Annotated in this window: 30 protein-coding genes; 14 read left to right on the forward strand and 16 right to left on the reverse strand. The window is 61.8% G+C overall.

Going from position 1 to position 26,948, the window contains the following annotated elements; genetic code table 11:
- Nucleotides 1–59 precede the first annotated feature (59 nt).
- The 7 genes from AC56LN_RS12040 (at nt 60) to AC56LN_RS12070 (ending at nt 4,597) form a co-directional block, all read left to right on the forward strand.
- The gene (locus tag AC56LN_RS12040) at nt 60–299 is read left to right on the forward strand and encodes an OsmC family protein (protein ID WP_499571958.1); all 240 of its coding nucleotides are present in this window, start codon (nt 60–62) and stop codon (nt 297–299) included.
- 983 nt (nt 300–1,282) lie between these two features.
- Nucleotides 1,283–1,537 carry a hypothetical protein gene (locus AC56LN_RS12045; protein ID WP_499571960.1) on the forward strand — a complete coding sequence of 85 codons (255 nt, stop codon included), beginning with the start codon at nt 1,283–1,285 and terminating at the stop codon, nt 1,535–1,537.
- 18 nt (nt 1,538–1,555) lie between these two features.
- Entirely contained in the window at nt 1,556–1,849 is a 294-nt protein-coding gene (locus AC56LN_RS12050; RefSeq protein ID WP_499571961.1) for a hypothetical protein, read from the forward strand.
- A 9-nt stretch (nt 1,850–1,858) separates the two neighbouring features.
- Nucleotides 1,859–2,224 (forward strand): hypothetical protein, encoded by a 366-nt coding sequence (locus tag AC56LN_RS12055; protein WP_499571963.1) that lies wholly within the window; start codon nt 1,859–1,861, stop codon nt 2,222–2,224.
- Between the two features lie 59 nt (nt 2,225–2,283).
- On the forward strand, nt 2,284–2,601 hold the full coding sequence (locus tag AC56LN_RS12060; protein WP_499571965.1) for a hypothetical protein: 318 nt from the start codon (nt 2,284–2,286) through the stop codon (nt 2,599–2,601).
- Between the two features lie 140 nt (nt 2,602–2,741).
- Nucleotides 2,742–3,524 (forward strand): hypothetical protein, encoded by a 783-nt coding sequence (locus AC56LN_RS12065; protein WP_499571967.1) that lies wholly within the window; start codon nt 2,742–2,744, stop codon nt 3,522–3,524.
- 239 nt (nt 3,525–3,763) lie between these two features.
- Nucleotides 3,764–4,597: a DNA-binding protein gene (locus AC56LN_RS12070; protein ID WP_499571968.1), complete on the forward strand. Its 834-nt coding sequence runs from the start codon at nt 3,764–3,766 to the stop codon at nt 4,595–4,597.
- A gap of 300 nt (nt 4,598–4,897) precedes the next feature.
- Here the strand turns inward: AC56LN_RS12070 and AC56LN_RS12075 are convergent, their stop codons facing one another.
- Together AC56LN_RS12075 and AC56LN_RS12080 are read right to left on the reverse strand one after the other, a co-directional pair.
- Nucleotides 4,898–5,764 carry a hypothetical protein gene (locus AC56LN_RS12075; RefSeq protein ID WP_499571969.1) on the reverse strand — a complete coding sequence of 289 codons (867 nt, stop codon included), beginning with the start codon at nt 5,762–5,764 and terminating at the stop codon, nt 4,898–4,900.
- A 529-nt stretch (nt 5,765–6,293) separates the two neighbouring features.
- Nucleotides 6,294–6,863 carry a hypothetical protein gene (locus AC56LN_RS12080; protein ID WP_499571970.1) on the reverse strand — a complete coding sequence of 190 codons (570 nt, stop codon included), beginning with the start codon at nt 6,861–6,863 and terminating at the stop codon, nt 6,294–6,296.
- 470 nt (nt 6,864–7,333) lie between these two features.
- Between AC56LN_RS12080 and AC56LN_RS12085 the strand changes: the two genes are divergently transcribed.
- Nucleotides 7,334–7,612 (forward strand): hypothetical protein, encoded by a 279-nt coding sequence (locus AC56LN_RS12085; RefSeq protein WP_258834191.1) that lies wholly within the window; start codon nt 7,334–7,336, stop codon nt 7,610–7,612.
- Between the two features lie 207 nt (nt 7,613–7,819).
- Here AC56LN_RS12085 and AC56LN_RS12090 read toward each other — a convergent pair whose 3' ends face one another.
- Complete coding sequence (locus AC56LN_RS12090) at nt 7,820–8,986, reverse strand: tyrosine-type recombinase/integrase (RefSeq protein ID WP_499571972.1); 1,167 nt, start codon at nt 8,984–8,986, stop codon at nt 7,820–7,822.
- 197 nt (nt 8,987–9,183) lie between these two features.
- Between AC56LN_RS12090 and AC56LN_RS12095 the strand changes: the two genes are divergently transcribed.
- Nucleotides 9,184–9,582 carry a hypothetical protein gene (locus tag AC56LN_RS12095; protein ID WP_499571974.1) on the forward strand — a complete coding sequence of 133 codons (399 nt, stop codon included), beginning with the start codon at nt 9,184–9,186 and terminating at the stop codon, nt 9,580–9,582.
- Nucleotides 9,583–9,659: 77 nt separating this feature from the next.
- On the opposite strand, the gene pnuC is transcribed toward AC56LN_RS12095, so the two are convergent.
- Together pnuC and AC56LN_RS12105 are read right to left on the reverse strand one after the other, a co-directional pair.
- Nucleotides 9,660–10,274, reverse strand: coding sequence for a nicotinamide riboside transporter PnuC (gene pnuC, locus AC56LN_RS12100; protein ID WP_499571976.1), 615 nt, complete (start codon nt 10,272–10,274; stop codon nt 9,660–9,662).
- A gap of 105 nt (nt 10,275–10,379) precedes the next feature.
- On the reverse strand, nt 10,380–10,874 hold the full coding sequence (locus AC56LN_RS12105; RefSeq protein WP_482898778.1) for a pyridoxamine 5'-phosphate oxidase family protein: 495 nt from the start codon (nt 10,872–10,874) through the stop codon (nt 10,380–10,382).
- A 173-nt stretch (nt 10,875–11,047) separates the two neighbouring features.
- Between AC56LN_RS12105 and nadB the strand changes: the two genes are divergently transcribed.
- From nadB to AC56LN_RS12120, 3 genes are read left to right on the forward strand one after another with little or no spacing between them, the layout of a single operon-like run.
- A complete protein-coding gene (gene nadB / locus AC56LN_RS12110; RefSeq protein WP_499571977.1) occupies nt 11,048–12,658 on the forward strand; it encodes an L-aspartate oxidase in 1,611 nt (536 codons plus the stop codon).
- Nucleotides 12,659–12,662: 4 nt separating this feature from the next.
- Nucleotides 12,663–13,559 (forward strand): DMT family transporter, encoded by an 897-nt coding sequence (locus AC56LN_RS12115; RefSeq protein WP_499571979.1) that lies wholly within the window; start codon nt 12,663–12,665, stop codon nt 13,557–13,559.
- A gap of 27 nt (nt 13,560–13,586) precedes the next feature.
- Complete coding sequence (locus tag AC56LN_RS12120) at nt 13,587–14,432, forward strand: NAD-dependent protein deacetylase (protein WP_499571981.1); 846 nt, start codon at nt 13,587–13,589, stop codon at nt 14,430–14,432.
- Between the two features lie 95 nt (nt 14,433–14,527).
- Here AC56LN_RS12120 and AC56LN_RS12125 read toward each other — a convergent pair whose 3' ends face one another.
- From AC56LN_RS12125 to queE, 8 genes are all read right to left on the reverse strand, one after another.
- Entirely contained in the window at nt 14,528–14,848 is a 321-nt protein-coding gene (locus AC56LN_RS12125) for a hypothetical protein (RefSeq protein WP_499571983.1), read from the reverse strand.
- 28 nt (nt 14,849–14,876) lie between these two features.
- Complete coding sequence (gene nadC, locus AC56LN_RS12130; protein ID WP_499571984.1) at nt 14,877–15,740, reverse strand: carboxylating nicotinate-nucleotide diphosphorylase; 864 nt, start codon at nt 15,738–15,740, stop codon at nt 14,877–14,879.
- Nucleotides 15,737–16,870 (reverse strand): quinolinate synthase NadA, encoded by a 1,134-nt coding sequence (gene nadA / locus AC56LN_RS12135; RefSeq protein WP_499571985.1) that lies wholly within the window; start codon nt 16,868–16,870, stop codon nt 15,737–15,739. Before nadA ends, nadC begins: the two co-directional genes overlap by 4 nt.
- Before the next feature lie 52 nt (nt 16,871–16,922).
- The gene (locus AC56LN_RS12140; protein WP_183552413.1) at nt 16,923–18,524 is read right to left on the reverse strand and encodes an ABC-F family ATPase; all 1,602 of its coding nucleotides are present in this window, start codon (nt 18,522–18,524) and stop codon (nt 16,923–16,925) included.
- 154 nt (nt 18,525–18,678) lie between these two features.
- On the reverse strand, nt 18,679–19,596 hold the full coding sequence (gene ldcA / locus AC56LN_RS12145) for a muramoyltetrapeptide carboxypeptidase (RefSeq protein ID WP_499571987.1): 918 nt from the start codon (nt 19,594–19,596) through the stop codon (nt 18,679–18,681).
- Between the two features lie 102 nt (nt 19,597–19,698).
- Nucleotides 19,699–20,217, reverse strand: a complete 519-nt coding sequence (tadA, locus tag AC56LN_RS12150; protein ID WP_499571988.1) for a tRNA adenosine(34) deaminase TadA — start codon at nt 20,215–20,217, stop codon at nt 19,699–19,701.
- Entirely contained in the window at nt 20,210–20,656 is a 447-nt protein-coding gene (gene queD, locus AC56LN_RS12155) for a 6-carboxytetrahydropterin synthase QueD (protein ID WP_183552419.1), read from the reverse strand. Before queD ends, tadA begins: the two co-directional genes overlap by 8 nt.
- 30 nt (nt 20,657–20,686) lie before the next feature.
- The gene (gene queE, locus AC56LN_RS12160; protein WP_499571990.1) at nt 20,687–21,322 is read right to left on the reverse strand and encodes a 7-carboxy-7-deazaguanine synthase; all 636 of its coding nucleotides are present in this window, start codon (nt 21,320–21,322) and stop codon (nt 20,687–20,689) included.
- Between the two features lie 172 nt (nt 21,323–21,494).
- Between queE and AC56LN_RS12165 the strand changes: the two genes are divergently transcribed.
- Together AC56LN_RS12165 and AC56LN_RS12170 are read left to right on the forward strand one after the other, a co-directional pair.
- Nucleotides 21,495–22,433 (forward strand): sensor histidine kinase, encoded by a 939-nt coding sequence (locus AC56LN_RS12165; RefSeq protein ID WP_499571991.1) that lies wholly within the window; start codon nt 21,495–21,497, stop codon nt 22,431–22,433.
- A gap of 243 nt (nt 22,434–22,676) precedes the next feature.
- Complete coding sequence (locus tag AC56LN_RS12170; RefSeq protein WP_499572489.1) at nt 22,677–23,594, forward strand: GGDEF domain-containing protein; 918 nt, start codon at nt 22,677–22,679, stop codon at nt 23,592–23,594.
- 183 nt (nt 23,595–23,777) lie between these two features.
- Here AC56LN_RS12170 and AC56LN_RS12175 read toward each other — a convergent pair whose 3' ends face one another.
- The 3 genes from AC56LN_RS12175 to AC56LN_RS12185 form a co-directional block, all read right to left on the reverse strand.
- A complete protein-coding gene (locus AC56LN_RS12175; protein WP_499571992.1) occupies nt 23,778–25,508 on the reverse strand; it encodes a hypothetical protein in 1,731 nt (576 codons plus the stop codon).
- Between the two features lie 242 nt (nt 25,509–25,750).
- Entirely contained in the window at nt 25,751–26,014 is a 264-nt protein-coding gene (locus AC56LN_RS12180) for a hypothetical protein (RefSeq protein WP_499571994.1), read from the reverse strand.
- A 12-nt stretch (nt 26,015–26,026) separates the two neighbouring features.
- A complete protein-coding gene (locus AC56LN_RS12185; protein WP_499571995.1) occupies nt 26,027–26,815 on the reverse strand; it encodes a DNA/RNA non-specific endonuclease in 789 nt (262 codons plus the stop codon).
- Between the last annotated feature and the right edge of the window lie 133 nt (nt 26,816–26,948).

Raw genomic sequence — 26,948 nt, forward strand, 5'->3', positions numbered from 1 at the left:
TGCACGCATGGCGTCCTGCGCTCGCGAATGAAACGTCACAGCGAACAGGGAGATATCGAATGGAGATCAGCACGCATCACGGCGAAGGCAAGCTGCAGCAGATTATCGAGGTAGGTTCGCATCGCCTGACGTCGGATGCGTCGGTTGAAGCAGGAGGCGAAGCGACCGGCCCCGAGCTTCACGATCTGTTGGCGGCAGCATTGGGCGCATGTACCGCGCTCACACTCAAACTTGTACGCGCACTTCACGCTGTTCGACGGCTCTATGGTGCCGCTTTCGGAGTTCTATTGCGAGTCTGAAACAGAGAAGGCGAAGAACGGTGTTGAGTACCTGAGGTGCCGTGCCAAACTAAAAGGCTTCATGCACTACGAGACCCATTTTTGTGCGACCTGACCCAAGACTGCTTGTGTATCGACAATGCCAGAGTAGTTCACCGCATCAAAGGGAAATGGGTTCGTTCAAGGAATTGTAAGAAATTGTTTCGAAACAGAAAGATTGGTGAGACTGCTCCCTATACCTGAGACAACCAAGCCGGTTGGAACTCAAGAAAGGAGTCTCAAATGAACAGAATCTGGAAATTGTGGGCAGTAGCCGTGCTCGTGATGTTCATTCTCTCTCACTGTCATTAACGTGGCATACCGTCCTGGTTATGCTGGGGCGGTTGCAGGAGTGGCGCGACCTGGGCACGGCCCTGACCGAATTTGATGCAAGGCTGTTGCGCCCCTGACTGCCGAGAAAACTACTGAACAACGCGGCTCGAACGGTCGCCTTAAAGAAATGTGGGCACTAGCCCGAACGGCGCCTCGCGGAAACAGGGGCTCTGAAAGAGAAAACAGCGGAAAAATGGGCAAAAGAATAGAAGCATTAATGCGCGGGTTCGGTCGGTGGTATCCACCTATCCGGCTTGGGGTAGCGCCGCTGAGTAAGAAGCTGCTTCGGATGGGCACCAGAAGGCGAGAGGCTTTGGCGCTAAGCCAATCGGCGAGCGGCGTTGGGCATGCGTTCCTCGCAATCATTCCTTGGCACTCCGGTTACCAATTTGAGGCATTCATTTACTGCCTGGCTTGTTTGTTCGCGTGGACGGTCATCGTGGTCGCCGCGATGGTAATGCCGTTGGACTGGCTAAGGTAGGAGCATCCGAGTCGTACCTATGCCAGTCGCGAGCTGGCATTGTCAATGAGAGGCCCGGTGTTGTGCCTGGCCAGCAAGGGAAAAGCGTCTTGCGCGCCCGATGTCCTGCCGGCAGCAGGCAATTGAAAGACCGCCATGTAGCGGACCTAGAATGAAAAAAATGATCTTAGTGCTTGCAGCTGTTTCGCTGTTCTCGAACGCATACGCGCTCACGAACGAAGAATTCGCCAAGGAAGTTCAACGCCAGATCAGCCTGCTTCAAAAGGATGAGAAGGCGCTCAAGCAGGCGAGTGGTTTTTGCTCTTTGCTTTCTTCCGACCGCCGGCGCAACGAACCGCGTTGCATCGCTGCTGAGAGGGTCGAGCTTTTGAACATGACTGGCCCGAGTCGTGTTCGTATCAGGTAACCAAAGGAAAACGCCAATATGACTAAATCACCTGCGGAGCACGCCCCCTACGACTTGGCTCAAATTGCGATGAAACTTCCACGGATGTTCGGGGAAGCTCGACCGCCGAAGCGAAAGTGGCGTGTCTCCGCCGATGCAACGGTGGTGGGGCATACAAACAGGAAGAAAGCGATCGAGTTCGGTGCTGGTTCCCATGCCGAGCGCGCTGCGATAGCATGGGCTGAGGGACTCTCGGACTATGCCACCGAACAATTTGCTGCTGAATATCCAGACCTGGATTGCCGCCATAATCAGACCCACATCGGGGCGTAGGAAAACATTTTGAACACGAACGTACAACTGCGTATCTTCGTCATCAACACGCCGGATGACCTATCCCCGCTCAAGCTGCGTGGCTGGCTCTTGCAGCAGGCAAGAGAAATCCAGGACATTTCGGCTGAACACGTGGATCAAGATGTTTCTGACAAAACGCCAGCGCTTCGCTTTCCGCAAAAGAAATTCGATGGTTTGCTACAGGGAATCGTAGATAAATTTCCAGCGATCCACGGAATCGAATTGGTCGAGGTAGAGCATTCTTTGACGAATGAAGAAATGCAATTGGCAGCAAGGGACGCGGATGCAGAGCTTACTGAGCTTGGCAATTCGCTCGACGAGTGCCTGGAGCGACAGGGTAAACCGAAGCACTGAACAACAGCGGCAAAGCGGCTCAGAATCTAAACCGAAACTCTAGGAATTACGGAAATGCTATGGGACAAGCAAAACAACGGGGCTCGCAAGGGGAACGTGCAAAGCAGGCGCAGGACAGGATCAAGGTGATGAAACCCGCAATGATCGTATGCAACGCGTGCGAAGCTGAGATCACGGACATCCTTGTAATGGACACACGAGGGATGCCGGGAATCCAATCAGTGTTCGCCGGTATGTGCAGTTGTGGAAACACTACCCACGCGATGCTTGGTGATCCGGATGCAGTCGCGGATCTGGTGATGGCGGTGGAAGAAACAAATGGCGAGCAAGGCATTCTCGGCTCCCAACTGTACAAGCCCTCGACACTAAAATCATAAGCGCGGAAAACACACGTGGACACGAACCTAATCACTCGACTCGGCGACGTTGCGGCAAAAGCGGCGAGCTGTGCCATTCGCATCCGCGATCGGGCCAGCGTCGCTGTGGCGCATATCTTGGCGCCACTTCCGGGTGTGGTATGAGCGCGGCGCGCCTGCCGTACGCCGATGCCGAGCAGGCCAACATCCTGCTGCGCGAGCGCTATCTAGCAAAACTGGATATCCATCAGCTTTCAGCAATTACCGAGCGCGAAAGAAACGGAGTACTGTCCGGTCTCTTCCTGCCTACAGTCGCCAATGCCTACCTCGATAGCCAAGTGCGCGTTATGCTGATCGGCCAAGATCCTCGCAGATGGGGCATCGGTATGCATGCCCTGGCGACCGGCGAACGTACGCCGGCAGCATTAGACACCTATGTGCGCGCTCAGATGAAGTCGTATAGCTGCGCCGCTGCGGAAGAGCGGCCGGGTGGGCATGTCTTCCTGCAGTTCCGCAAGCAGCTGCGCACCGCATTACGGTCCTTCCTCGCGCCCGGCGCCGGCGCGATCCAGTGGGGTAACCTGCTGTGTGTGAGTTTGAACGGCCTGACCGCCACTAAAGCGTCCCAGCTCGCCTCGATCCGGATCCTCTCCGGGCAGCTGCTGGCGATCCAATTGGAAGTCCTGCAGCCGGATCTCGTCGTGTTCGCCTCGGGGCCCAATTACGACAAGTTTCTCAAGGATCAGATCGGCAACCGGTACACGACGCTCGACGGGTTCAAGCCGCGAGAGTTCTGGCCGATGCAAATCGAGTCACCCCCCTGCCTGGGCTGGCGGGTGCGCCATCCGCGCGCGCTGACGCAGACCATCCGCGCTGAACTGATCGGTGCGATGCGCGCGCGCGCGAGTTTGCTGGCCATTGCGCGTGCAGGGGCGGCTGCCTGAGAGACCGCTACTGGCAGCAGAGATTTTCGCAGTCAACACACCGCCGTGCTGCCAGCGCGCAACGACCCGGCGAACGTCGTTGAGTTATAAAGGAAAACGGCGTGATCCATCTAGAGGGCATGATGACGACCTCGAACGCCGAAGGGTGAGCAGCTCGGCCGCTCGACGCCCCACTCGTCCGGTTCGTCCACTAAGGCGCGTCGTTTATTTCGTGGGGTATGTGATGAACTCCCTCAGGTGTGTATTTTTCAGATGTCAAACGCGCCCGTGACGAGGCGATCGCTCAGGGCCGACACCCATCAATCGACGCGGTCCGGGCTGCGTTAGGCAATACAGGGTCCAAGACGACGATCCACAAATACTTGCGGGAAATCGAGGTCGAGGAGGGCGGCGCGACACAGGCTGTCAGCGATGCCATCCTCGCCCTGGCGACGCAGCTGGCAGAACAGCTGAAACGGGAGGCTACGGCTGAGCTCGACGAGGTGCGGGCGCGGATGGACGATCAGCGCGCCGCTGACGAACGTGCCCGGGCTGAACTGGAAGCGCCGCTCGGCGAGGCGCGGCGGGCTGTCAACGATGTCTCGCGGCGCCTTGAAGCGTGCGAGCAGGACCTTGCGACCGTCCAAAACCAGCTCGGCGCCGAAAAGATCGCGCGGCATACCGCGGAGCAGCGCGTGCTTGATTTGAATGACAGGCTGGCCGACGCCGAACGGCACCAAGAGTCGCTGGAAGAAACGCACAAAGATGCGCGGGACGCCTTGGGACATTATCGTATGGCGTCCAAGGAGCAGCGCGAACAGGAGCAACGCCGGCATGAGCACCAGGTCAATGGGCTACAAACGGAACTGAAGCAGGCGCAGCTTGCGTTTTCGCTCAAGCAGGAAGAGTTGACGCGATTGAACAAGGAGGCAGCCGCGCTCGCGACCGAACTCGGTTCGGTCAAGCAGGCTCTGCATCTTGCACGTGAAGCCAGCCGAAACCAAGCGAAGAAGGTCGAGCAGCTGCAGGCGGTCGAGGCGCGGCTGCCGTGCTCAAGGCAGTGCGGTGGCGATCGGCGGGCCGTCCGGGTTTGACGCGCTGGACGGGGCTGACGGCCGCTGGTGCAGTTGAAGATCGACACCAGATCATCTAAGCTGAACGAAGGGTCGCCCGACGCATTTCCCGGAAGCGGTTGGAAGCAAATTTATGAGACAGATGATGACAGCGGCATCTGACAGTTTTTTGCTTCCGAATGCTGCTATCTGAACTCAACGTGTGAACACGGCCAGCGATAAATCACAAACACCGCATAATCTATATTATGTTAAATACGATATGTGTGATGATGCAAGAACCCGCATCGGACAGCAGGCATGCCCCGCTCTTGGTGCGAACTACGATGCAGTCCAGAGCGCAGCAGATGCATCGTCTGCCGCCTTCACTGCACGTGCCGCAGTCCGTGCTCCTGTCGCTTCAAAGTTCCGTAACTCCTCGAGTTGCACCTCGAGTCCACGCTTAATGCACGCCTCCATCAGCCCCGCGTCGGTGTACAGGCCGTAGAGATCGACCAGCCGATAGAAGCCATCGGTCATCACCAGTACGCTGGCGTCACGCGACAACTCGACGCTGCGTAGACGCGCATGGAACGGTCCGTGCGGATCGAGACACAGGACACTGGGCGCCGGCGCCATGTTCTGCGATTCGCGGCGAGCACGCAGCATGGGAAGCATCTGTTCCCGTCGGCTCACCGGATCCTTGATCCCGTCGGCTGTCAACCTTGCAATCGCATCCTGTAGAACAGCTTCCTGTGGATTCACGAATGGATCCAGGTCGACACACGGACTTGAGTTCGTGCACAGGAGCGTTTTGCAGTCACCGAGGCTGTACAGCGTCGCAGTTGCAGCCTCGCCGTGATGCGAAATCCTCAACCAGGTCATTGCTGCAATTGGCCACGCGTGCACCGGTACATTGGTCCCGGATGCCAGATGCCTGAACTGCGCCCGGACATCGGCGATCGCCATCTCGACGCAATCAGACTGATCGCGCCTTGGTATCAACATTTTTTGCAGTGAACTGGTAAACGCGTGGACGAACCATGCAACATCTCCGCGTTGTTCGTCGATGTAATCCCGCTCTGCCACGGATGAGCCACCGTCAATGACGACAATGTCGCTCACGCCGGCGGAAGTAAACACTGCGACGTGGTCATCATTGCGTTGCGAATCGGGGTCGGCGCCAGCGGAAATATGTTCAATCTTCATCACGCAATGTATATTTGATCAAGGTTGGGACTCTACCCTTATCGAACAAAGGGGACAAGGAACTACTCTCGTTCCATACTTTAACTCGACAATATATTCCCTAATGTCGATTGAGATTTAGATTGTCCTGGTTGTCACTTGGCGCACCTCAGCGCGAAACGCTCATGCCCAGAAAGGCTTCCTAATCGTAAAGTGCCTTGGTGGACGCTTCGAAGGGCGTCTGCGACTGTTCGACTGTCGCTGAAATTATTTACCGCAGTTGCCTTGTGAATCACCGTTCTGGCTCGCCTTCGTTTCGCCGCCATACCCCGCTATCCCTTCTGGCCGTTGACCGGTTCGACCGCACTCCCCGTCTGCCTGGCCAATGCCCACCTCTGCCAGAAATGATCGTCGTAATAGTGTGTTCGCTGGCATCTTTCATGGTGAGGTCGGCCGTCGCCAGGACTGCGCGTCTACAAACGGTTACGGATTGGACCGGTCCTTTGCTCGCCCCCTTGTGCCCTGCTACCGAACGAAAGACACCAGCCGCTTAGCTGACTGCAACGCGCTTTTTACCGCAGCAATACATGCCTTGATAATGCTTGGAATTTACACCGCAGACGACGCAACCGTACTGCAGCGCGCCGGCCGGCTTCGGCTTGTAGGCTTTGACCTGCACGCCGCTGACATCCCAGGTCGTCCCGACCAATTCGAGGCCGGCAGCAATTGCCTGTGACTCCGAGACGGACTGATATGCCAGGAACAGAACCGCTGCGCGGTCATCATTTGCTTTGTTTTCCGCCACCCTTGCCTGCCATAATGCGAAACTTTCCATCTTTATTGCCGTTCCTTTTGAAGTTGGTGTTACCTGCGAAGATGCGGCCCGTTGAATCAGGATGAAGATTAATTTTGCCTGGAGTGTCTTACCTGTATCCCCGCTCGCCGTGGGCGTGATCATGCCCAAGATGAGCCCGACCATCCATTCGACCGCGGGTGCATGAAGGCCGGCGCCTGCATTGCACCCGAAGTTGGGAACTTGGGCAAAGACTCGGCCGAAGTGACAATGTAAAGGGATATGATCAAAAAGGCTGAAACATATTTTGTGCGTCATTCCCGACATGAACTATCGCACGTATCCGCTACGGCAACACACATCGTTTTTTGTTTCTGGCGGTTTGTGGGTGTTTAGGTATTATTCTCGGAGTCTGCAATGTTGAATTATGGGGATTCAGCCTTGTTCTTTTTTGTGGTTAGTTACCTTACCAACCGGCAGATCCAGGACTGTATTCAGTCCGGAACGGATGGCCAGTGTGTATCGGTGGCATACCCGATCAATCACAGCGCACCCGTGCACATAAGTCACCTTCCTGCCCCACTCTGAACGCAATCGTTGGTCCACTAATGCCGTTCATCGGCTTTGTTCAATTGCCCGGTGCCTTCCATGGCGCCATAGTCGCCAGCGCCCAGCATGCGAGTGACAGGGTCGTCGCCTACGGCTCGCGGCGCGCACGGCACGCGACCAGAGATTTGCGCGCAACCGATGACTGCGTGACAATGGAACGACACTTACTGAACACTCAAAGGCAGATCATGAACATCACCGTCCAGAATACCGTCCCGGCCACGACACGCATCACCCTTGTTGGCGAAATGCACGATGGCAGCTTTGCCGCCGAGGTCATGACCGAAACCGCTGTTCCCTACACGCCGTATTGGGACAATCTTCTCGAACAGCGGATCGTGTATATCCAGCCGGATGACGAACAACTCGGTGCGATCATTACGGCGTTGAACGAACGCCGTCTGACACTCGACGAGTTGCAGAATTACGGCAGCGCTGAAGGCGGTACCTCGTCGATCCCGGTGTAATCAAGTGGCGGTGTCACAAGGGAGCGTCGATAAGTCCCCTTCTGACTTCCGCTCTCAACCGTCAGTCCAGACCCGCCCCCTTTTCTGGCTGCCTGTTTATGTGACGCTGTCTTTTTCGAAGTTGTTGGCGCTTGAGTTTTATTGGTGAATCGGATTTCATTGTTGGTTAGTTACTTTTTAGACTAGGGGACCCAATATCCCCCTGCCTCATTTAATGCCCTTGTCACCGTTTGAGCGAAGGATTTCATCATGTCGCTCATGGTCGGTCTTGTGAAGATACGCTGCCGTCGTCGCGATATTCGCGTGCCCTGCCGTATCCTGCAGCGTCTTGAGCTGCACGCCACTGTTCGCATGATTTGTCAGCATGCTGTGGCGCAGCCAGTGTGGTGATGCCAGACGCAGCGTCGACGCGCTGTCACCATCCCCCTTCGCCGCCGCGTCATCCGCTGCCAGCTGGAAGATCGCCTTGAGCGCTTCGGATGCGGCTTCGTCGGTAATCCCTACATATTCTTTCGTCCTGCTCGACAGCACCAGGGGCATGCGATCTCCCCTGCTCGTCTGTTCAAGCAGACCGAACGCGCGCCGGTAGTCGCGGTAGGCGCCGATGGTGGCCGGGGGCACCGGGAGGCGACGCGGCTTGTTGCCCTTGCCCAGCACGTCGAGCCACCAGCGCCCGTCGCCCTCGCTGTAGACGGCGCCCATCGTCGCGCTGACGATTTCGTTCAGGCGCGCGCCGGTCTGGGCAAACGCGATCAGCAGGAAGCGGTCACGCGCGCGTTGCCGGGCCGTTGCCTCGGTATCGCCAGGCCGTGCTTCGGCCGCGGCCAGCGCATAGGCAATCGCCGCCGGACTGAGGTAGCGGGTGATGCGGCTCGCGTGCGCAGCGCGGACATTGCGCACGAGCCGCGCAGGATTGCGGCGAAGGTAGCCGGTCTGCTCGGCAAACGTCAGCACGCCCTTGATCGCAATCATCGCCTGGCGGCGGCTGGTGTCGGACAGTGGCCCCGTGAACGGCCGATAGCGCGGATCGTTGCGTGGCCATTTGGTGGTGCTGATCCAGGCAGGCGGCGGTTGCCGGATGAATTCCTTGTACAGATTGAGGTCGCCGACGTTCAGCTGCTGGAACGTCTTGCCCGCTTCTTCGCGACACCACGTCAGGAACCGATACAGCTCTTTCTGCAGATTGGCGACCGACTTAGGGCTGAGCTCGCCATGAGAGATGTATTCTCGCGCCAGTTCGGCATCGCTCGTCGCCGAGGTGACAGGCTCGTCGTACATGCTGGAAAAGCTGGCCGCACCGAGCCGGCTGGCGGCTGCCCGATCGGGATCCTCAGGCGGCAGTGGGTCGAGAGTGATCGATACGAACACAGGCATGAAAGCACGATAAGATAACTGTATGGATATACAGTATAGCACCGCGCCGCCGGCCTTCGTAAGGGCTGATGCCCGAAATTTTCACTGGATTACCCGTGACGGGCGCTGTCGTCCTACAGCGCCATGCCCTGCGCTCCGATACGTATCTGCCCTGCCCTGCATGACAATGGCTTATCCATTTAGCAAAGGGGATTACCATGAACAGCAACGCACCCGCATCGACGACTGCAGCCCAGGACGACGCCACCGTCGGTATCGGCGGCCAGACCAGCGGCCAGCAAGGCGCTACGCCATCGCATGAAACGCAGACGGAAACCGGCGGCAATGGCGGCCCGGGGCTGACCCGCAATCAATCAGGTCCATACGTGAACGCACCCAATGGTGCCGAAGGCAATGAGCCGCCCATCACTGACGGCAGCGCCGCGCCGCAGCCGGAAGCGCCAAGCACCGTACCGCTTGATACGGCGGCAACGCATGCCAATCCAGGCGCGCAGGATACGCGACCGGGCCAGGCTGGCCCGAAAGTGACTGGCATGGGCGCGCCGGAAACGGGCGGCAACCAAACTGCAGGTGATCTGCCGCCATTCACACGCTGATGCGTACTGTGCCCGTCGCTGAAGTTTCCGTGTTCACCCTGCCCGCTATTCACGCAGGCAAAGCCGACATGAAAGCGTCACGGCGGGCTTTCTGCAGGAGCATACGCACTGCGTGAGTCCTGCATTGCTTCCTGCTCCCGCTGGGCCAACTTGCGCCACCAGATCCACGACACGATCGCATTGACCCAGAAGCACAAATACAGAAACGCCGTCAGATAGAGGCCGCGACTGAAATACAGCGGCACCGCAATGGTGTTGACCAGCAGCCAGACGGGCCAGCTCTCGATGCGCCGTCCCATCATCAGCAATTGCGCGATGACGGAAAACACGAGAACTGCGGAATCAATGAACGGTGCGTAAGCATTGGTATGGAAGTGCAGTGCAGCGCCATACGCGCCCGTGGCGATGAGACCGACAGGCGTCATCCATGCCATCGTGCGCCAGCCCGCGTGGGTAACCGGCAGCGGCGCGCCGCCCTTGCCATGCAACCAGCGCCACCAACCCAGTACACCTGTCACGACAAAGAAAGCCTGCAGCACGACATCGGCATACAACTGCGCCTGCATGAACAGCAAGCCGAACAGGGTGCAGCCAACAATCCCGGTCCACCAGGTATGGACGTTGTTGCGGCCGGCGAGAAAGATCGCAGCAGCCGTGAAGATGTTCGCGGCCAGTTCGAGGGGGAATGTCATCGGATGCGGCGGAGCCAGGCTGGGAACATATCGAGTGTCCTCTGAATGAGAGCGGCTACTCTACGCCACTCTCATGCCCCGCCGCAAGTTAGTGCAGAAGAATGCTTACAGCTTGATCGTGCCGTGCTCCGAATCCAGGTCCGGCTGCTTGCCGGTCACGGCTGCCTTGGCGACGGCAAACAGGCGCACCATCTTGCTGTCGTTCGAATCCCAGTACTCGGCTGCGTGCGGGACAACGCGCACGAGCACCGCGTGCTGGTCTTCCGGGCCGGCCGGGAACCATGCCTGGACCATCGGGTTCCACATGCTGCGAATCTTGTCACGGTCGACGATGCGCTCGGCGGTGCCGCTGACCGACACATAGGTGCTGTCGTCAGGTTCCGAGAAACTGATGTTCACTTCCGGCTGGTGCGCGATGCTGTCCCACAGGTCGGTGGCCGAGTGCACGAAGAACCAGATGCCGCCTTCGGCATCGACGTCCTGCTTGGTCATTGGCTGGCTGGCCAGGTGATCGTGCTGGTCACGGAACGTGAACATGGCAAAGCGCAGGGAACCGATACGGTCTTCGAGGGCTGCTACGTGGGTGCGGTCTGCGGTCATGGTGAATCCTTGATTGGGTGAGTAATGACCCATCCTAGCGCGCCGCACGCCGCGCTTCGGTGCGCGGGCGTACATTTGCGACCCGCTACGGATGACTTTGCCCTGGTCAGGCTGTCCCGCAGGCGGTGGCAAATCGCTTATAGTATTGCCTCTGTAAACATTTCAACCATCCCATGAAATTCGACGTCGCGATCGTCGGCAGCGGCCTGGCCGGCCTGTCGGTAGCCCTGCATCTGGCCCAGACCCGCAAGGTTGCCATCATTTCGAAGCGCACCCTCCTCGATGGGGCCAGCAGCTGGGCCCAGGGCGGTATTGCCGCCGTGCTCGATTCGGGCGACAGCCACGACCAGCACGTGGCCGACACGCTCGTTGCCGGCGCGGGCCTGTGCGACGAAACCGCCACCCGCTATATCGTCGAACACGGGCGCGAAGCGATCGAATGGCTGATCGATCAGGGCGTGCCATTCACGCGCGACGCCACGGCCGAAATGGGCTTTCACCTGACCCGTGAAGGCGGCCATGGCCAGCGCCGGATCATCCATGCGGCCGACGCTACCGGGTACGCCGTGCAGGTCACGCTGGAACAGAAGGTCCGCGCGCATCCGAATATCTCGCTGTTCGAACACCATGTCGCCATTGACGTCATCACGTCCGACAAGCTGCGGCCCAAGGCTGCGCATGGCGGCCAGCCGCGCTGCTACGGGCTGCACGTGCAGGATGTGAACAGTGGCGACGTGCTCACCTTCGAAGCGGAACACACGGTACTGGCCACGGGCGGCGCCGGCAAGGTCTACCTGTACACGACGAACCCGGACACCGCCACCGGCGACGGCATCGCCATGGCCTGGCGCGCCGGCTGCCGGGTGTCGAACATGGAGTTCATCCAGTTTCACCCCACCTGCCTGTACCACCCGTATGCGAAATCGTTCCTGATCACCGAAGCGATCCGCGGCGAAGGTGGCCTGCTCAAGCTCCCGCCCGAAGCGGGCGTGCAGGCCGGCGAGCGCTTCATGCCGGCGCATGACGAGCGCGGCGAACTGGCGCCGCGCGACGTCGTGGCGCGGGCGATCGACTTCGAGATGAAAAAACGAGGCCTGGATTACGTCAACCTCGACATCAGCCACCAGCCGCCCGCATTCCTGATGGAGCACTTCCCGACCATCTACGCGCGCTGCCTCGAGCTGGGCATCGACATCACGCAGCAGCCGATCCCCGTCGTGCCGGCCGTGCACTTTACCTGCGGTGGTGTAGTCACCGACCTGGCCGGGCGCACCGATATTCCCGGCCTGTATGCGGTGGGCGAAGTGGCCTGCACCGGCCTGCATGGCGCCAACCGGCTGGCCAGCAATTCACTGCTCGAATGCGTCGTCGTCGGGCGTGCCTGCGCGCAGCAGATCGCGGCGAGTCCGGCGATTGCCAACCCTGCGCTGCCGGACTGGGACGCCAGCCGCGTGACGAACGCCGATGAGGAAGTGGTGATCGCCCACAACTGGGACGAGCTGCGCCGCTTCATGTGGAACTACGTTGGCATCGTGCGCACGACCAAGCGCCTCGAGCGCGCGCTGCACCGGATCAAGCTGCTCAAGGAAGAGATCGACGAGTACTACCGCAACTTCCGCATCACGCCCGATCTGCTCGAGCTGCGCAACCTGGTCGAAGTGGCGCACCTGATCGTCAAAAGCGCGATGTCGCGCCATGAAAGCCGCGGCCTGCACTATTCGCGCGATTTCCCGGATACGTTGCCAAAGGCGCTCCCGAGCGTGCTCACGCCGCGCCGGCGCTAGCATCGTGCGGCAGCGACTATCGTTTACCACCGGCCTGCTGCTGAGCATCCCGCCCGTGCTTTGGGCGGGCAATGCCATCATCGGCCGTCTCGTGCGCGACGCCATGCCGCCGATGACGCTCAACCTGCTGCGCTGGTCGATCGCCCTCTTCATTCTGCTCGTCCTGGGCCGTGCCGCGCTGCGCCCTGGCAGCGGCGTGCTGCGTAACTGGCGCCGCTACGCCCTGCTCGGTCTGCTGGGCATCGGACTGTACAATTCCATGCAATACCTGGCGCTGACGACATCGTCGCCGCTGAACGTGACGCTCGTTGCGTCCGGCGTGCCGGTCTGGATGCTGCTGGTCGGCCGCTTCTTCTATGACGTGCCGGTCAAGGGCCGCCAGATCGGCGGGGCTGTGCTGTCAATTGCCGGCGTGCTGGTCGTCATGTGCCGGGGCAGCCTGGCCGAGCTGGCCGCGCTGCGCCTCGTGGCGGGCGACCTGATCATGATCGTGGCGACGATCGTCTGGTCGTTCTACAGCTGGTCGCTGATGCAAAAGAACGATGTGCCGGCACTGCGTGCGGAGTGGGCTGCCTTCCTGCTGGCCCAAGTGGCGTACGGCGTGCTGTGGTCGGCGGCGCTGGCCGGCGGCGAGTGGGCGCTGGGCGCGCCGCAGATCGTCTGGAGCTGGCCCCTTGCCGGCGCCCTGCTGTACCTGGCGATCGGGCCGGCGATCATCGCCATGCGCTGCTGGGGCGAGGGTGTCCAGCGCGCCGGCCCCGGGATCAGTGCATTCTTCATCAATCTGACGCCACTGTTTACGGCGCTGCTGTCGGCCGCCTTCCTGGGCGAACTGCCGCAGTTGTACCACGTCGCGGCCTTCGGCCTGATCGTCGGCGGGATCGTCGTGTCGGCGCGATAAACGCAGAGCGGTGGTACGATTCCACCCATGAACGACGAACTTAGCGAACAATATGCAGCCACCCAGCTGGCGGCGTTTCTCGAACAATATCCACGTGCGCTGGTGCTCACCGGCGCCGGCCTGTCGACGGCGTCCGGCATTCCCGATTACCGCGACCGGGATGGCGTGCGGCGTGGCCGCTTGCCGATCCAGGGGCCGGAATTTCGGCGCGACCCGGCGATCCAGCGCCGCTATTGGGCGCGCAGCATGGTGGGCTGGCGGATGATGTCCGGCGCCGCGCCGAACGCCGGCCACCGCGCGCTGGCTGCACTTGGTTCAGATAACCGGATCGGCTCGATACTCACGCAAAACGTCGATGGCCTGCATACCCAGGCGGGCAGCCGCGATGTGCTGGAATTGCATGGCAATATCCACCACGTGGCGTGCCTCGGCTGCGGCGCGACGTTCACGCGCGCCGCGTTGCAAGTGCAACTGGAGGCCGACAATCCGGGCCTGCGCCAGGTCCTCGCCCAGCCGCTGCCCGATGGCGACGCCGAGATCGATCCGGATGCGGTGACGGAATTCACGGCGCCCGCATGCATGCACTGTGGCGGCACGCTGATGCCGGACGTCGTGTTCTTTGGCGACAATGTGCCGGCGGCGCGCACGGCAGCCGCGCTGGCGCGGATGGAAGCGGCCGACGCACTGCTCGTGGTCGGCTCTTCGCTGATGGTGTATTCGGGGTTTCGGTTCTGTCGGCTGGCCGAAGCGGCGGGTAAACCAATTGCGGCGCTGAATCTGGGGCGCACGCGGGCCGACGATATGCTGACGCTCAAGCTGGAAGCTTCCGCCGAGCGTGTCTTGCCGATCGTGGCCGGGTTACTCGATGCGTAGGGTGGACGGGTTTCCCGTCCACGCGTTCAAACTAAGCTGATTTCGTGGTGCGCAACAGGTGATTGAACGCGTGGACGGCACAGCCGTCCACCCTACTAATTATTGCCGAACTTGATCACCAGGCCAGTGATCAAAGCTGCCGCCATCGCAAGCGACAGCACGCCGTGCAACACGGGCGAGCCAATCGACGCATCCGACGCCGCTGCATCCCGCTGCATCGCCATCGCCCGGCTGAGCACGACCGGCCGCAGGAAGCCGCGAATACCGACCAGCAGCATGCCAATACCGAAGAACAGTTCGCCCTTCATATTGTAGAGAATACCGTCCATCAGCTGGGGCACGCCCAGCAGCAGGCCGAAGCCGAGCCAGAACAGGCGGAACACGAGCGAGCGCTTCAATTTGGTGGTGATCGACATAGTGTGGTCTGAGAGTTGAACGGTGCGATCAGACGATGCGCAGCGAGTAATCGGTCGCGCGCACGTCCTTGGTCAGGCTGCCAATCGAGATGCGGTCGACGCCCGTTTCGGCAATCGCGCGCACGGTCTCCAGATTGATGCCACCCGACGCTTCCAGCAGCGCCCGGCCGGCATTCACCTGTACCGCCTCGCGCATCATGGCCAGGTCGAAGTTATCGAGCAGGACCGACTTGACGCCAGCCGCCAGCGCTTCTTCGAGCTGGGCGATGGTTTCGACTTCGATCTGCACCGGTGCGCCGGCGTTCAGACTGGCAGCAGCGGCCAGCGCTGCCGTGACGCCCCCGGCCGCGGCAATGTGATTTTCTTTGATCAAGATGCCGTCATACAGCGCCATGCGCTGGTTCTTGCCACCACCGACGCGCACCGCGTACTTCTGCGCCTGGCGCAAGCCCGGCAATGTCTTGCGGGTGTCGAGAATCGCCGCGTTCGTGCCGGCGATGACGTCGACGTAGCGCCGGGTGGCAGTGGCCACGCCGGACAGCAACTGCAGGAAATTCAGCGCGGCGCGCTCGGCCGTGAGCAGCGCGCGCGGGTTCGCCGTGATGGTGCAGACGGTGCTGTTGGCCGGCATCAGATCGCCTTCGGCAAACTGCCAGGCGATGTCGGTGTCCTGATCGACCGCGAGCATGACGCCTTCGAACCACGGCGCGCCGCACAGCACGGCCGATTCGCGCACGATCACGCGCGCCGTAACGCGGGTATCGCTTGGCACCAGCTTGCCGGTCAGGTCGCCGCTGCCGATGTCTTCCAGCAGTGCGGCAAGGATATTCTGTTCGAATGCCGCCTGCAGCTTGTCATCAAACTGGGCGTGGGGATTGTGCAGACTGGTCATGCGGGGCCTACTCCGGAAAACATGGGGGCATTCTGTTCGAGCGCGCCGGTGGGCAGCGCTTTGGCGCGTTTGGCGGCGGCAAAATCGAGCATGCGGTCGATCGCGCGCTTGGCTTGCAGGCCGATGGCAGGGTCGACATGTACTTCGTTGCCGCCCGCTTCGAGCACCTCTGCCAGATTGCGCAGGCCGTTCATCGCCATCCACGGGCAATGTGCGCAGCTCTTGCAGGTGGCGCTGTTGCCGGCGGTCGGCGCTTCGATGAACGTCTTGCCGGGGGCGGCCATCTTCATCTTGTGCAGGATGCCATTGTCGGTGGCGACGATGAAGTGGGTGGCGTCCAGCGTCTGCGCGGCATTGATCAGCTGCGTGGTCGAGCCGACCACGTCGGCTTGCGCCACGACGTTCGCCGGCGACTCGGGGTGCACGAGCACCTTGGCCAGCGGGTATTCGGCCCTGAGCAGGTCGAGTTCGATGCCCTTGAACTCGTCATGGACGAGGCACGAGCCCTGCCACAGCAGCATGTCGGCGCCGGTCTTGGCCTGGATGTACGAGCCCAGGTGGCGGTCGGGCGCCCACAGGATTTTCTTGCCCTGCGCGTGCAGCTCGGCCACGATATCCAGGCCGATGGACGACGTCACCATCCAGTCGGCGCGCGCTTTGACTGCGGCACTCGTGTTGGCATAGACGACGACGGTGCGGTCGGGATGCTGGTCGCAGAAGGCCGCGAACTCGTCGGCCGGGCAGCCGAGGTCGAGCGAACAGGTCGCGTCGAGATCGGGCATCAGGATGGTTTTTTCGGGGCTGAGGATCTTGGCCGTCTCGCCCATGAAGCGCACGCCGGCGACAACAAGCGTCTGCGCGGCGTGGTCACGGCCGAAACGCGCCATCTCGAGCGAGTCGGACACGCAGCCGCCCGTTTCTTCGGCCAGGTCCTGCAGGTCGGCGTCCACATAATAGTGGGCGACGAGGACCGCGCCTTTTTCTTTCAGCAGGCGCCGGATCTTGTCTTTGAGCGCGTTGCGTTCGGCCAGTTCGGGCGCGCTGGGGATGCGTGCCCAGGCCTCGGCGGTGCAGGCCAGGCCGGCCTGGGGCCGGTCGTATTCATACGTCTTGATCGGTACGGTGTCCATACTCTTCTCGGTCTCCACATGGCAGGGCCGCGCCGGCCCTGCCTTTGCTACATTACGCGTCGATGCCCTGGCTCGCCAGGTATTCCTCGTAGTTGCCACGGAAGTCGACGATCTCGTTTTCACGGATTTCCAGCACGCGCGTGGCCAGCGACGAGACGAACTCGCGGTCATGCGAGACGAAGATGAGGGTGCCGGCGTATTTATCCAGCGCGATGTTCAGTGACTCGATCGACTCCATGTCCATGTGGTTGGTCGGCTCGTCCAGCAGCAGCACATTGTGACGGCCCAGCATCAGCTTGCCGTACATCATGCGGCCCTTCTCACCACCGGACAGCACGTTGACCGACTTCTTGACTTCGTCGCCGCCGAACAGCAGGCGACCCAGGATCGAGCGCACGGCCTGATCGTCGTCACCTTCTTGCGTCCACTGGCCCATCCAGTCTGTCAGGTTGTCGCCCACCGCAAATTCTTCGGTCGGATCCTGCGGCATGTAGCCTGGATTCGCGTTCTCGGCCCACTTGACGCGGCCGCCATCCGGCTGCAAGCCGCACAGCTCGCCGCCAATCGTGCGCAGCAGCGTGGTCTTGCCGGCACCGTTGGCGCCGATGATCGCGATGCGCTCGCCGGCTTCGACCATGATCGAGAAATTCTTGAACAGTTGACGATCGTAGGCTTTCGAGATGTTCTCGGCTTCCACCGCCAGGCGGTGCAGCTTCTTCTCGCCTTCGAAGCGCACGAACGGATAAGCGCGCGAGGATGGCTTGAACTCCTCGATCTTGATCTTGTCGATCTGCTTGGCACGCGACGTAGCCTGGCGCGCCTTGGACTTGTTGGCCGAGAAGCGGCGCACGAAGTCCTGCAGTTCCGCGACCTTTTCTTTGGCCTTGGCATTGTTCGACAGTTGCTGGTTGCGTGCCTGCGTCGAGGCCAGCATGTATTCGTCGTAGTTACCCGGATACACCTTCAGCGTGCCGTAATCCATGTCGGCCACGTGCGTGCAGACCTGATTCAGGAAGTGACGATCGTGGGAAATGATGATCATCGTGGAATTGCGCTCGTTGAGCATGTCTTCCAGCCAGCGGATCGTGTTGATGTCCAGGTTGTTGGTCGGCTCGTCGAGCAGCAGGATGTCCGGATTCGAGAACAGCGCCTGCGCCAGCAGCACGCGCAGTTTCCAGCCCGGTGCCACGGCGCTCATCGGGCCCTGGTGCAGCTCGGTGCCGATGCCCAGGCCCAGCAGCAGCTCGCCGGCACGCGCTTCGGCCGAGTAACCGTCGTATTCGGCGACCTTGCCCTCGAGCTCGGCGGCTTTCATGTAGTCGTCATCAGTGGCTTCGAGGTTGGCGTAGATCGCATCGCGTTCAGCGATCGCGTTCCACAGCTCGGTGTGGCCCATCATGACGACGTCGAGCACGCGCGTGTCTTCGTAGGCGAACTGGTCCTGGCGCAGCTTGCCCAGGCGCTCGCCCGGATCGAGGCTGACGTTACCGGCGGACGGCTCGAGGTCGCCGCCCAGGATTTTCATGAATGTCGACTTGCCGCAGCCGTTGGCGCCGATCAGGCCGTAGCGGTTGCCGTCGCCGAAGCGCACGGAAATGTTCTCGAAGAGCGGCTTGGCGCCGAATTGCATCGTGATGTTGGCTGTGGATAGCACTGTATGACCCCAAAAGCGTATTTGATTAACCGACTATTTTACCATCGCATGCCCTGCAGGGCGAATGGGCTGGATTGGCGGGCACCGTTACCGGGTGCCGTTACCGGGCACCGTTACCGGGCACCGTTACCGGGCGCCGTTACCCGACGCGCGTTCAGGGGCGGCGCATGGTTGGGTAATCCGACAGCAGCAGGCTGAATCCGTCGGCGTCAGACTGCAGGTGTCCCTGCGCGCCGAACGGAATCGTGACGCGCCGGGGGATGTGGCCGAAGCTCAGCCCCGTGAGCACCGGCACAGGCAACGTGCGGCGCACATACGCCAGCATCGTGTCGAAGTCATAGCCATTGTCCAGCGGCCCCAGGCGGTAGCCGGAAAAGTCCCCCAGCACCACGGCTTGCTGGCGCTCCAGCACCCCCGCTTGCATCAGCTGCAACAGCAGGCGCTCGACGCGGTACGGGTGTTCGCTGATGTCCTCGAGCCACAGGATGCCGCCGTCGACCCGTGGAAAGTATGGCGTGCCGATGAGCGAGCCGATCATCGCGAGGTTGCCGCCCCAGACCGTACCGCGCACGTCAAGTTGCGGATTGCCGCTGGCGGTCTCCAGGATCGTGTGTGTCGGCCCGGCCAGGCAAGTCCAGAAGTCGTCGAGCGTGAACGGCACCGCCTCTTCTGCGCCGAAGTCGCCAGCGACCATCGGGCCGGCGTAGCTGAGCGCGCCTGTCTTCGCCATCAGGCCCATGTGCAGCGCCGTGACGTCGGAAAAGCCGACGATGATCTTGCCACTGGCGGCAATCGCGTCGAAATCGATGGCAGGTAACAGGCGGCTGATGCCGTAGCCACCGCGCAGCGCGATGATCAGGTGGATGTCGGGATCTCGCACCGCCGCGTGCAGTTGCGCGAGGCGGGCTTCGTCGGTGCCGCCGAAGCGCTGATGGATACAGCTGTGATCGTAGTAATTGCGGACCCGGCAGCCCTGGGCTTCGAAGCGTGCGATGGCGCGCTCGACAGCGAGCGGATCGTTGGTGCAGCCGGCAGGTGCCACGATGGCGATGCCGAAACGGGAAGTGATCACAGGTGGGCGATGAGACGGTGTGTGGAATCTGCAAACATCTTACCGCGCACACCGGTACCGATCAAGGTCGGCCGGCAGCGCCAGCCAAATGCCCTCGAATGATCAGACCGCGCTGGCTTTCTTCGCCAATGCACGCCGCTCGGCAAAAAAGGCGCGCAACAGGCTGCTGGCCTGATCAGCCAGCACGCCGCCGATCACCCCGGTATGGTGATTCAGCGAAGGCTCGTCGAACAGGTTCACGACCGAGCCGCAGGCGCCGGTCTTCGGGTCGGTGGCTGCGTAGATGACACGCGCCAGGCGTGCGTGCATCATCGCCCCCGAGCACATGATGCACGGCTCGAGCGTCACGTACAGTTCGCAACCGGGCAGCCGGTAGTTGCCCAGTTTGTCGGCGGCGGCGCGCAGCGCCACGATTTCGGCATGCGCCGTCGGATCGTGGCCGCTGATCGGCTGGTTGAAACCCGTTGCGATCACTTCGCCGTCCTTGACCACGACGGCGCCGACCGGCACTTCACCACGGTCCCACGCCAGTTGTGCCTGGGCCAGGGCGAGCGCCATGAACCGCTCGTGCGCGGCATCCGCAGCATTGTCATGCACGACTGCGGACGACACATCAGGCATCGGTAATCTCGGCCCAGCAGTTCGGGGTTTCGTGCAGCACGAGCTTGTGCAGGCGCAGGCCCGTGCCAAAGCGGTCGATGAACACGGTCTTGAGGATCGTGAAGGCCACCTGCGCCAGGTTTTCTACCGTCGGGATGCGGTCGATGACCACAGTCTTGTGGTCCGGCAGCGACGACAGGAAGTCCAGCACCTTGTCATCTTTTTCGTACACGATGAAGGCATGGTCCCACACGTCGACCAGGTGCTGCTTGGCCAGCGCCTTGACGTCGGAGAAGTCCATGATCATGCCGTTGTCGGAATTACCGTCAGCGTCGATGACCTCGCCGGTCAGCGTGATCTCGAGGGTGTATCGGTGGCCGTGCAGGTTGCGGCACTGGCTCTTGTGGTCGGGAATCCGGTGTCCGGCATCGAATTCGAGCTTGCGGGTAATGGTCAACATTGCTGCTTTATCAGGTAATTGGTCAGTAAATTAGGGAATCTGGAGCAGCTTGTGCGTCTGCAGGCTCAGCTTCCATTTCGGATTGGCGCGGCACGTCTCGATCGCAAGGCGGATATTCTGCGCCGCCAGCGGTCCGTCCATCGCCTGCACGAAGAAATGCTCGAAGTCGAGCCGCTCGTACGCCGCCAGGTCTTGCCCGATTTGCGGGACGACGACCTTGATTTCGCTGCCCTTTTCGACCACCAGCGTCGAACCCATCTTCGGGCTGACGCAGATCCAATCGACGCCTTCCGGCACCGGCAGGGTGCCATTCGTTTCGATGGCGATGGTAAAGCCGCGCGCGTGCATGGCGTCGATCAGCGCACGGTCGAGTTGCAGCAGCGGTTCGCCGCCAGTGAACACGACGTATTTGCTGGCCGGGTAGGTGGCTGGCCACAGGCCGTCGATCTCGGCAGCGAGCAGCGCAGCTTCCTTGAACTTGCCGCCGCGCTCACCATCGGTGCCGACAAAATCGGTGTCGCAGAACTGGCAGATCGACGTGGCGCGATCCTGCTCGCGGCCGGTCCACAGATTGCAGCCGGAAAACCGGCAAAATACGGCCGGCCGGCCGGCGTGGGCGCCCTCGCCCTGCAAGGTGTAGAAGATCTCTTTGATGCTGTAAGTCACGTTAAGCCTCTCGTCAACCTTCCATTATAACGCGGCGCATTCGCTGGCGCAGCCAACGTCATCGAACGCCGAGACCGTGTCGGAAACGTCAGGTTTGAGACTGCACAATATTCCTACGAGAGTCGAGCGGTAAGTTCTTACGGAAACTTCCGAATCCGACCCGAGGGCAACCATGAACAAACACATGTTTTTGCCGGCGACCATGCCCTTCGTCGCCTGCGGCGCCAGCGCCAGCGAAGCCCATTTCATGGTGCCCGTGGCCCTGCGCAGCGCACCACCCGAGCTGCTGGCCTGCGTCATCGTCACCATGGCGGGTCTGCTGCTCGCATGCCTGAGCCTGCGCCGCAGCCTGGGTCTCGAGGAGCGTGCCCGCACCTTGCATGGCCAACTGGTGGCTGAACGCGAAGCGCGCGCCCAGTCCGAACAGGCATTGGCCGACAACCACGACGTCGTGTACCGCCTGGTGCGCCAGAACGAAGACGTGCGCGACAGCGAACGCACCCGCATCGCACGCGAACTGCACAACGAACTCGGCCGCCGCCTGCTGACATTGCGCGCCGAACTGGCGAGTCTGCATGACAGCGCCATTACCGCCCAGGCACCGGCACTGACCAGCCGCCTGGACAGCGCCATCACGAATATCGATGGCGCACTCGGGGCCATGCGTGCGGTGGCGGGTGGCTTGCGCGGCTTCGGTCCCGGCGACGGCCTGCGTCATGCACTCGAGCGCTGCCTGGCCGAACACGCCCATCTGTACGGCATGCGCTACCGCTTCGAAGCCGGCATCGATCCCGGCTCGCGCGCGGGCCAGGATCGCGGCGCGCGGCTGGCGGTGTTTCGGGTGCTGCAGGATGTACTTGCCACTGCCGCGCGCATCCAGCACGGCGAACTGCACGTACGCCTGCTGGAAAACGCTGGCTCGCTGGGGCTGGAAATCGACGGCTGCGCCAGCGCTCCAGGCGAAGTGGCGTCACTTTCGGCCGAGCTGATCGACCAGATCCGCGCGATGGGCGGCGTGCTGCGCGTGATCGCCACCGCCGGGCACACCGGCCGCTGGTCCCTGTCGCTGCCGGTCCGGAATCGCGCCGCCGAACTGGTCACGGTTGCCTGACGCACCGGGTTACTCCACGTGCGACCGCACAACCGTGTACGTTAAACACAACGCTGGAACCTCCTTGCTCAAGATCAATAGCGTGTCGTGATGCCAGTAGCAGAATCGGTTCCTGACGGCAGCTACCCGGTTGCCGCAAACCGAAGCGCTACCAATCGCAGAGGACTGCTCATGATCAACACAAGCAGCAGCGCCGCCGATCCGACCGTCCTGCTTCATGACGTCGCCTTCGTCGGTCAGTTGATGGAAAGCCTGTCGGTACCGGTCTTCGTGCTCGATACGCATGCGCGCGTGACGATCTGGAACCGTGCCTGTGAGCACTTGACGGGCGTGGCGGCGAGCGAGGTACTCGGCACCACCGACCATTGGCGCAGCTTCTACGACGTGCAGCGCCCCACCCTCGCCGATCTCGTCCTGCGCACCCGGTCCGAGCCCGCCCGGGCCGACGCCGCCGGCGCTACGACCGACGACGGACGCTCGTCGCCGGGCTTGTCCATCGAAAGCTGGTGCGACATGCCGCGCGCCGGGCGCCGCCGCTACCTGGCGGCCGATGCCAGCCCGATCTTCGGCGCCAACGGCCAGCTGTCGGCCGTCGTCGAAACGCTGCGCGACCTGACCGAAGAAAAAATGGCCCAGGCGGCCCTGGAACAACTGGCCACCCGCGACGGCCTGACCGGCCTGGCCAACCGGCGCTGCTTCGACGACACACTGGAAGCGGAATGGGCGCGTGCGCTGCGCCAGATGCAGCCGCTCTCGCTGCTGATGGTCGATGTCGATAATTTCAAGGCGTACAACGACGCGCACGGTCACCTGGGCGGCGACGAATGCCTGAAGCGCGTCGCGCGCGCAGTGGCCAGCGAAATGCGCGCCAACGATCTGGTGGCGCGCTATGGTGGCGAAGAGTTCGCCGTGGTCCTGCCGAACCAGTCGCTCAAGGGCGCGGCCATCGTCGCCGAGCGGATTCGCGCCCGGGTCGAGCAACTGCAGTTGCCGTGCTGCTTCGCCGCCGGGCACGTCACCGTGTCGATCGGTGCGGCCACGGCCATCGCCGGGCCTGACAACCATGCGAACCAGCTGGTCGCCATCGCCGACGCGGCCCTGTATCGCGCCAAGCACCTGGGGCGTAATCGCATCAGCCTGCCGATGACCGAGGCGGCTTGACCACATCGATCCGGTTCGTATTCGCAGAGGCAGCCTGACCACATCGATCCGGTTCGTGGTCGCCAAGGTTCGTTGAACGCGTGGACGGGGAACCCGTCCACCCTACGCCAAAACAACCGGCCCAAAAAAAACGGCGCCAAGCGGCGCCGTTTCTTACTTGCACTTCACTGCTGCCGGATGCGCTTAACGCATCATGCGTTCCCAGCCGTGACGCACTGCCGACTTCATCTTGTCCCAGGTCGACTGCTCGCCTGGATAACGGTTGTCCCAGTCGCTGCGCAGATCGGTTTCGACATCGGCCCATGGACGATTGCGATACTTCTCTTCACGCGCCATGGCGGTACCGTAGTTGTAGGCCGGACGATATTCGTCGTAGGCGCCACCGGTGCTGCCGTAGACCGAATTCCAGTGATTGCGGTAGTAGATGTCGTCGTCATTGTCGTCGGTCATCTTGTCCCAGCCATGACGCACGGCGTTCTTGACGCGATCCCAGGCCGAAGGCTCGCTGCTGTCGCTGCCGGTCGTGCTGAATTCGCGGGTGCCGTCGATGCGGTTGTCCCAGCCCGTACGCAGGTCGGTCTCGACATCGTCCCATGGACGGTTACGGTACATCTCGCTGCGGCGCATTTCGGTGCCGTACGAATAGGCAGGCTTCAGGTCGTCGTACTTCTCGCCCGATGCTGCGTAGGTGCTGTCGTAGTGACCGCGGTACATGTCGTCGTCGTCACGCGTCATGCGTTCCCAGCCATGGCGCACGGCAGCCTTCATCTTTTCCCAGGTCGATGGCTCGCCGCCGTTGGCGTAACGGCTGTCCCAGTCATTGCGCAGGTCGGCTTCGATGTCGTCCCAGGCGCCGTTGGTGTAACGGCCGCTGCGGGCTGCTTCGCTACCGTAGCTGTAGGCCGGTGCGTACTCGTCGTACGATGCGCCGGTGGCACCGTAGGTGGTGTCGAAGTGATTGCGGTAGTAGGTGTCGTCGCCGCTGTAGCCACCCATGGCGCTGCTGCCCGAACCCGATTCGAAACCGGTTGCCGCGCCCATGGCCGCATCCGACTGACCGCGCGAGAAGATGCGCACGCCGTTACGCTGCTTGTCAGTGAAGCGGGTGCCGGTGGTGCCGGTGGTGCCGACGCCGCCCATGCTGGTGTCGCGCTGCAGCGAATCGCCACGATCGACTGCGGTCGAACCCTGGCGGATCGAGCCTTCCAGCGCCGAACCCTGGATCGCCGTGTCACGCAGGGTCGAGCCTTGCAGCGACGTGCCGCCGGTGGCGGTCAGGCCGCTCTGGCCCAGCGGTTCCTGGTGGGTCGAGTTGGTCAGATCGGACGTACCCAGCGATTCCTGGTGCTGGAACAGCTGGCGGTCGCCTGGGTTGTCCAGCGACGGAATCGAGGCGGCCTGTACCGAGCCGGTGCTGGTCGACGACGACTGCGCCGACATCGACGATGCCTGCTGCATGCCGATCGTGCTGCCGGCGTGCATGGCGCCGCTGCTGAAGCCGGTCGATGCCAGGTCTGGCGTGCCGCTCGACGTTTCATCGATGTCGGTCGGGCCGTAGCGTTCGACGATGTCGGCGCCGCGCTCGACTTCCGGCAGCGAGTTCGCAACCAGCGTCAGCACGTGACGGCCGCTGTTGACAGCGCCTTCGTAGCGGTTGACGTGTTCAGCGTTATCGGAACCAAACAGGTCGCCGAAGAAATTCTTGATGCTGGCGGTGATGCCGGTGTCGCCATCGGCGCTACGGGCGGTATCGAGGTCCGACGACGTGCTCAAGCTGTCGTTTTGACCAATCGTGTCGGCTTCGGTCGACGACAAGCGCACATCGGTGCGGGTAAAGCCCGACGACAGCAATTCGTTCAGTGCGTTCTGTGCATCCGTGCGGTTATCGAACACCGCGACGAGGGTATGTTGCATGGTCGTTCCTCCGAAAAATAGTCAGTCTTGCGCGGGCGACGACGCCGCCGTTTCGTTCGCGCTATGTTGTCAACATTACTCTATTCTCGTTGAAACTCGCGCACCATTGACGAGCGGAAATTTAGCATCGTGCAGCGCACGTGCGCCGGATGACAGCGTCATGACAGAAGGGGGAACAAAACGAACAGCCGCCGGGGCAGGCCCGGGCGGTGAACACAGTGCGTGCTGGCAAGCCTGACAGCTCAGGCGAAGGGATTATCGATGGTCTTGACTTCGGGCGGTGGCAACTGCGCCGGCAACTGGCGCGCTTCCAGCGCAGCCACGATCTCGCCCAGCACGGCGTGCAGGCGGCGGGCATGCTCCAGGCCGGGCACGTCGGCAGTCAGGTCGACGTCGCCCGAAATCGTGATGCGATCGAGCCGGTTTTCCAGCATCAGGTCACCGATGCCGATGACATCGGCTTCATTGGCGAACGGGACAAAGCTGACCGGTTTTTTCTTGCTCATGGATCCTCCGTGTTATGAACGTTTCTTGGGTTGCTTGACCTTCGGCAGGCGCAGCATGCGCTCCTTTTGCTGCGTACTCAGCGATGGCAGCAATTCGATGCCGACGATACGCTCGAGTTCGGCAACCGGCACGACGTTGATCGGCGCGTCGGCCCGGTTTTCCGTCAGCCACGCCGCGCCCAGGCGCTGCCGCGGGCTGTAGACCACCTTGTACAAATGGGTCGGCACGATCACGTTGCCGACTTTTTTCAGGCTCGTGCCCAGGAACGCCGGGCCCGTGATCACGTACAGCTCGCCTTCGTTCTTCGCCATCGTGCGCACGGCGCCTTCGATCGGCGCCCAGATCTTGCGGTTATGGTCGCGGTCTTGCGGGACCATATTGGCCAGCGAAAAACTCTCGCGCTGGGTGCGGCGATCAGGCATGTTCGCATTCGGCGCCAGGTGGCCACGATCGAACCCGCTGCGGGCGTAATCGGACAACTCGGCGCGCTGGCCACGCGGCAGGCGCGCCTCGGCATGGAATTTGTCGTCGCGGTCGAGCCCCTGGGCACGCTTGAGATTATCGGCGCGCACGTACTCGGCCGACCACAGCGGCGTGCGGGTCACGCCCGAGTGCATGACGCCGAACACGCCGTAGCACAGCTCGCGTGTTGACACCGCCAGTTTCTGATTCTGGATTTCCGGCAAGCGGCCATCGAGATAGTGGACAGGGCAACTGGCAGCCTGGACGGCGGCAGACGCGAGCAGCGCACCGGCAAATGCGATCCGGGCGACGACACCGGCAAGAGACAATCGGAACATGGTGACGATACAAGAAGGGAAACAGCCGGCATTCTAGCCGAGCGACAATTCCTTGCGCATAAAATTCACGGGCACAACGCCAGCGGCGCGGCTGGCGTCGTCGCGCACAGCGTATGTTGGCGTGCGCCCTGCC

This window comes from Telluria sp. ZT3P26 (assembly GCF_059686035.1).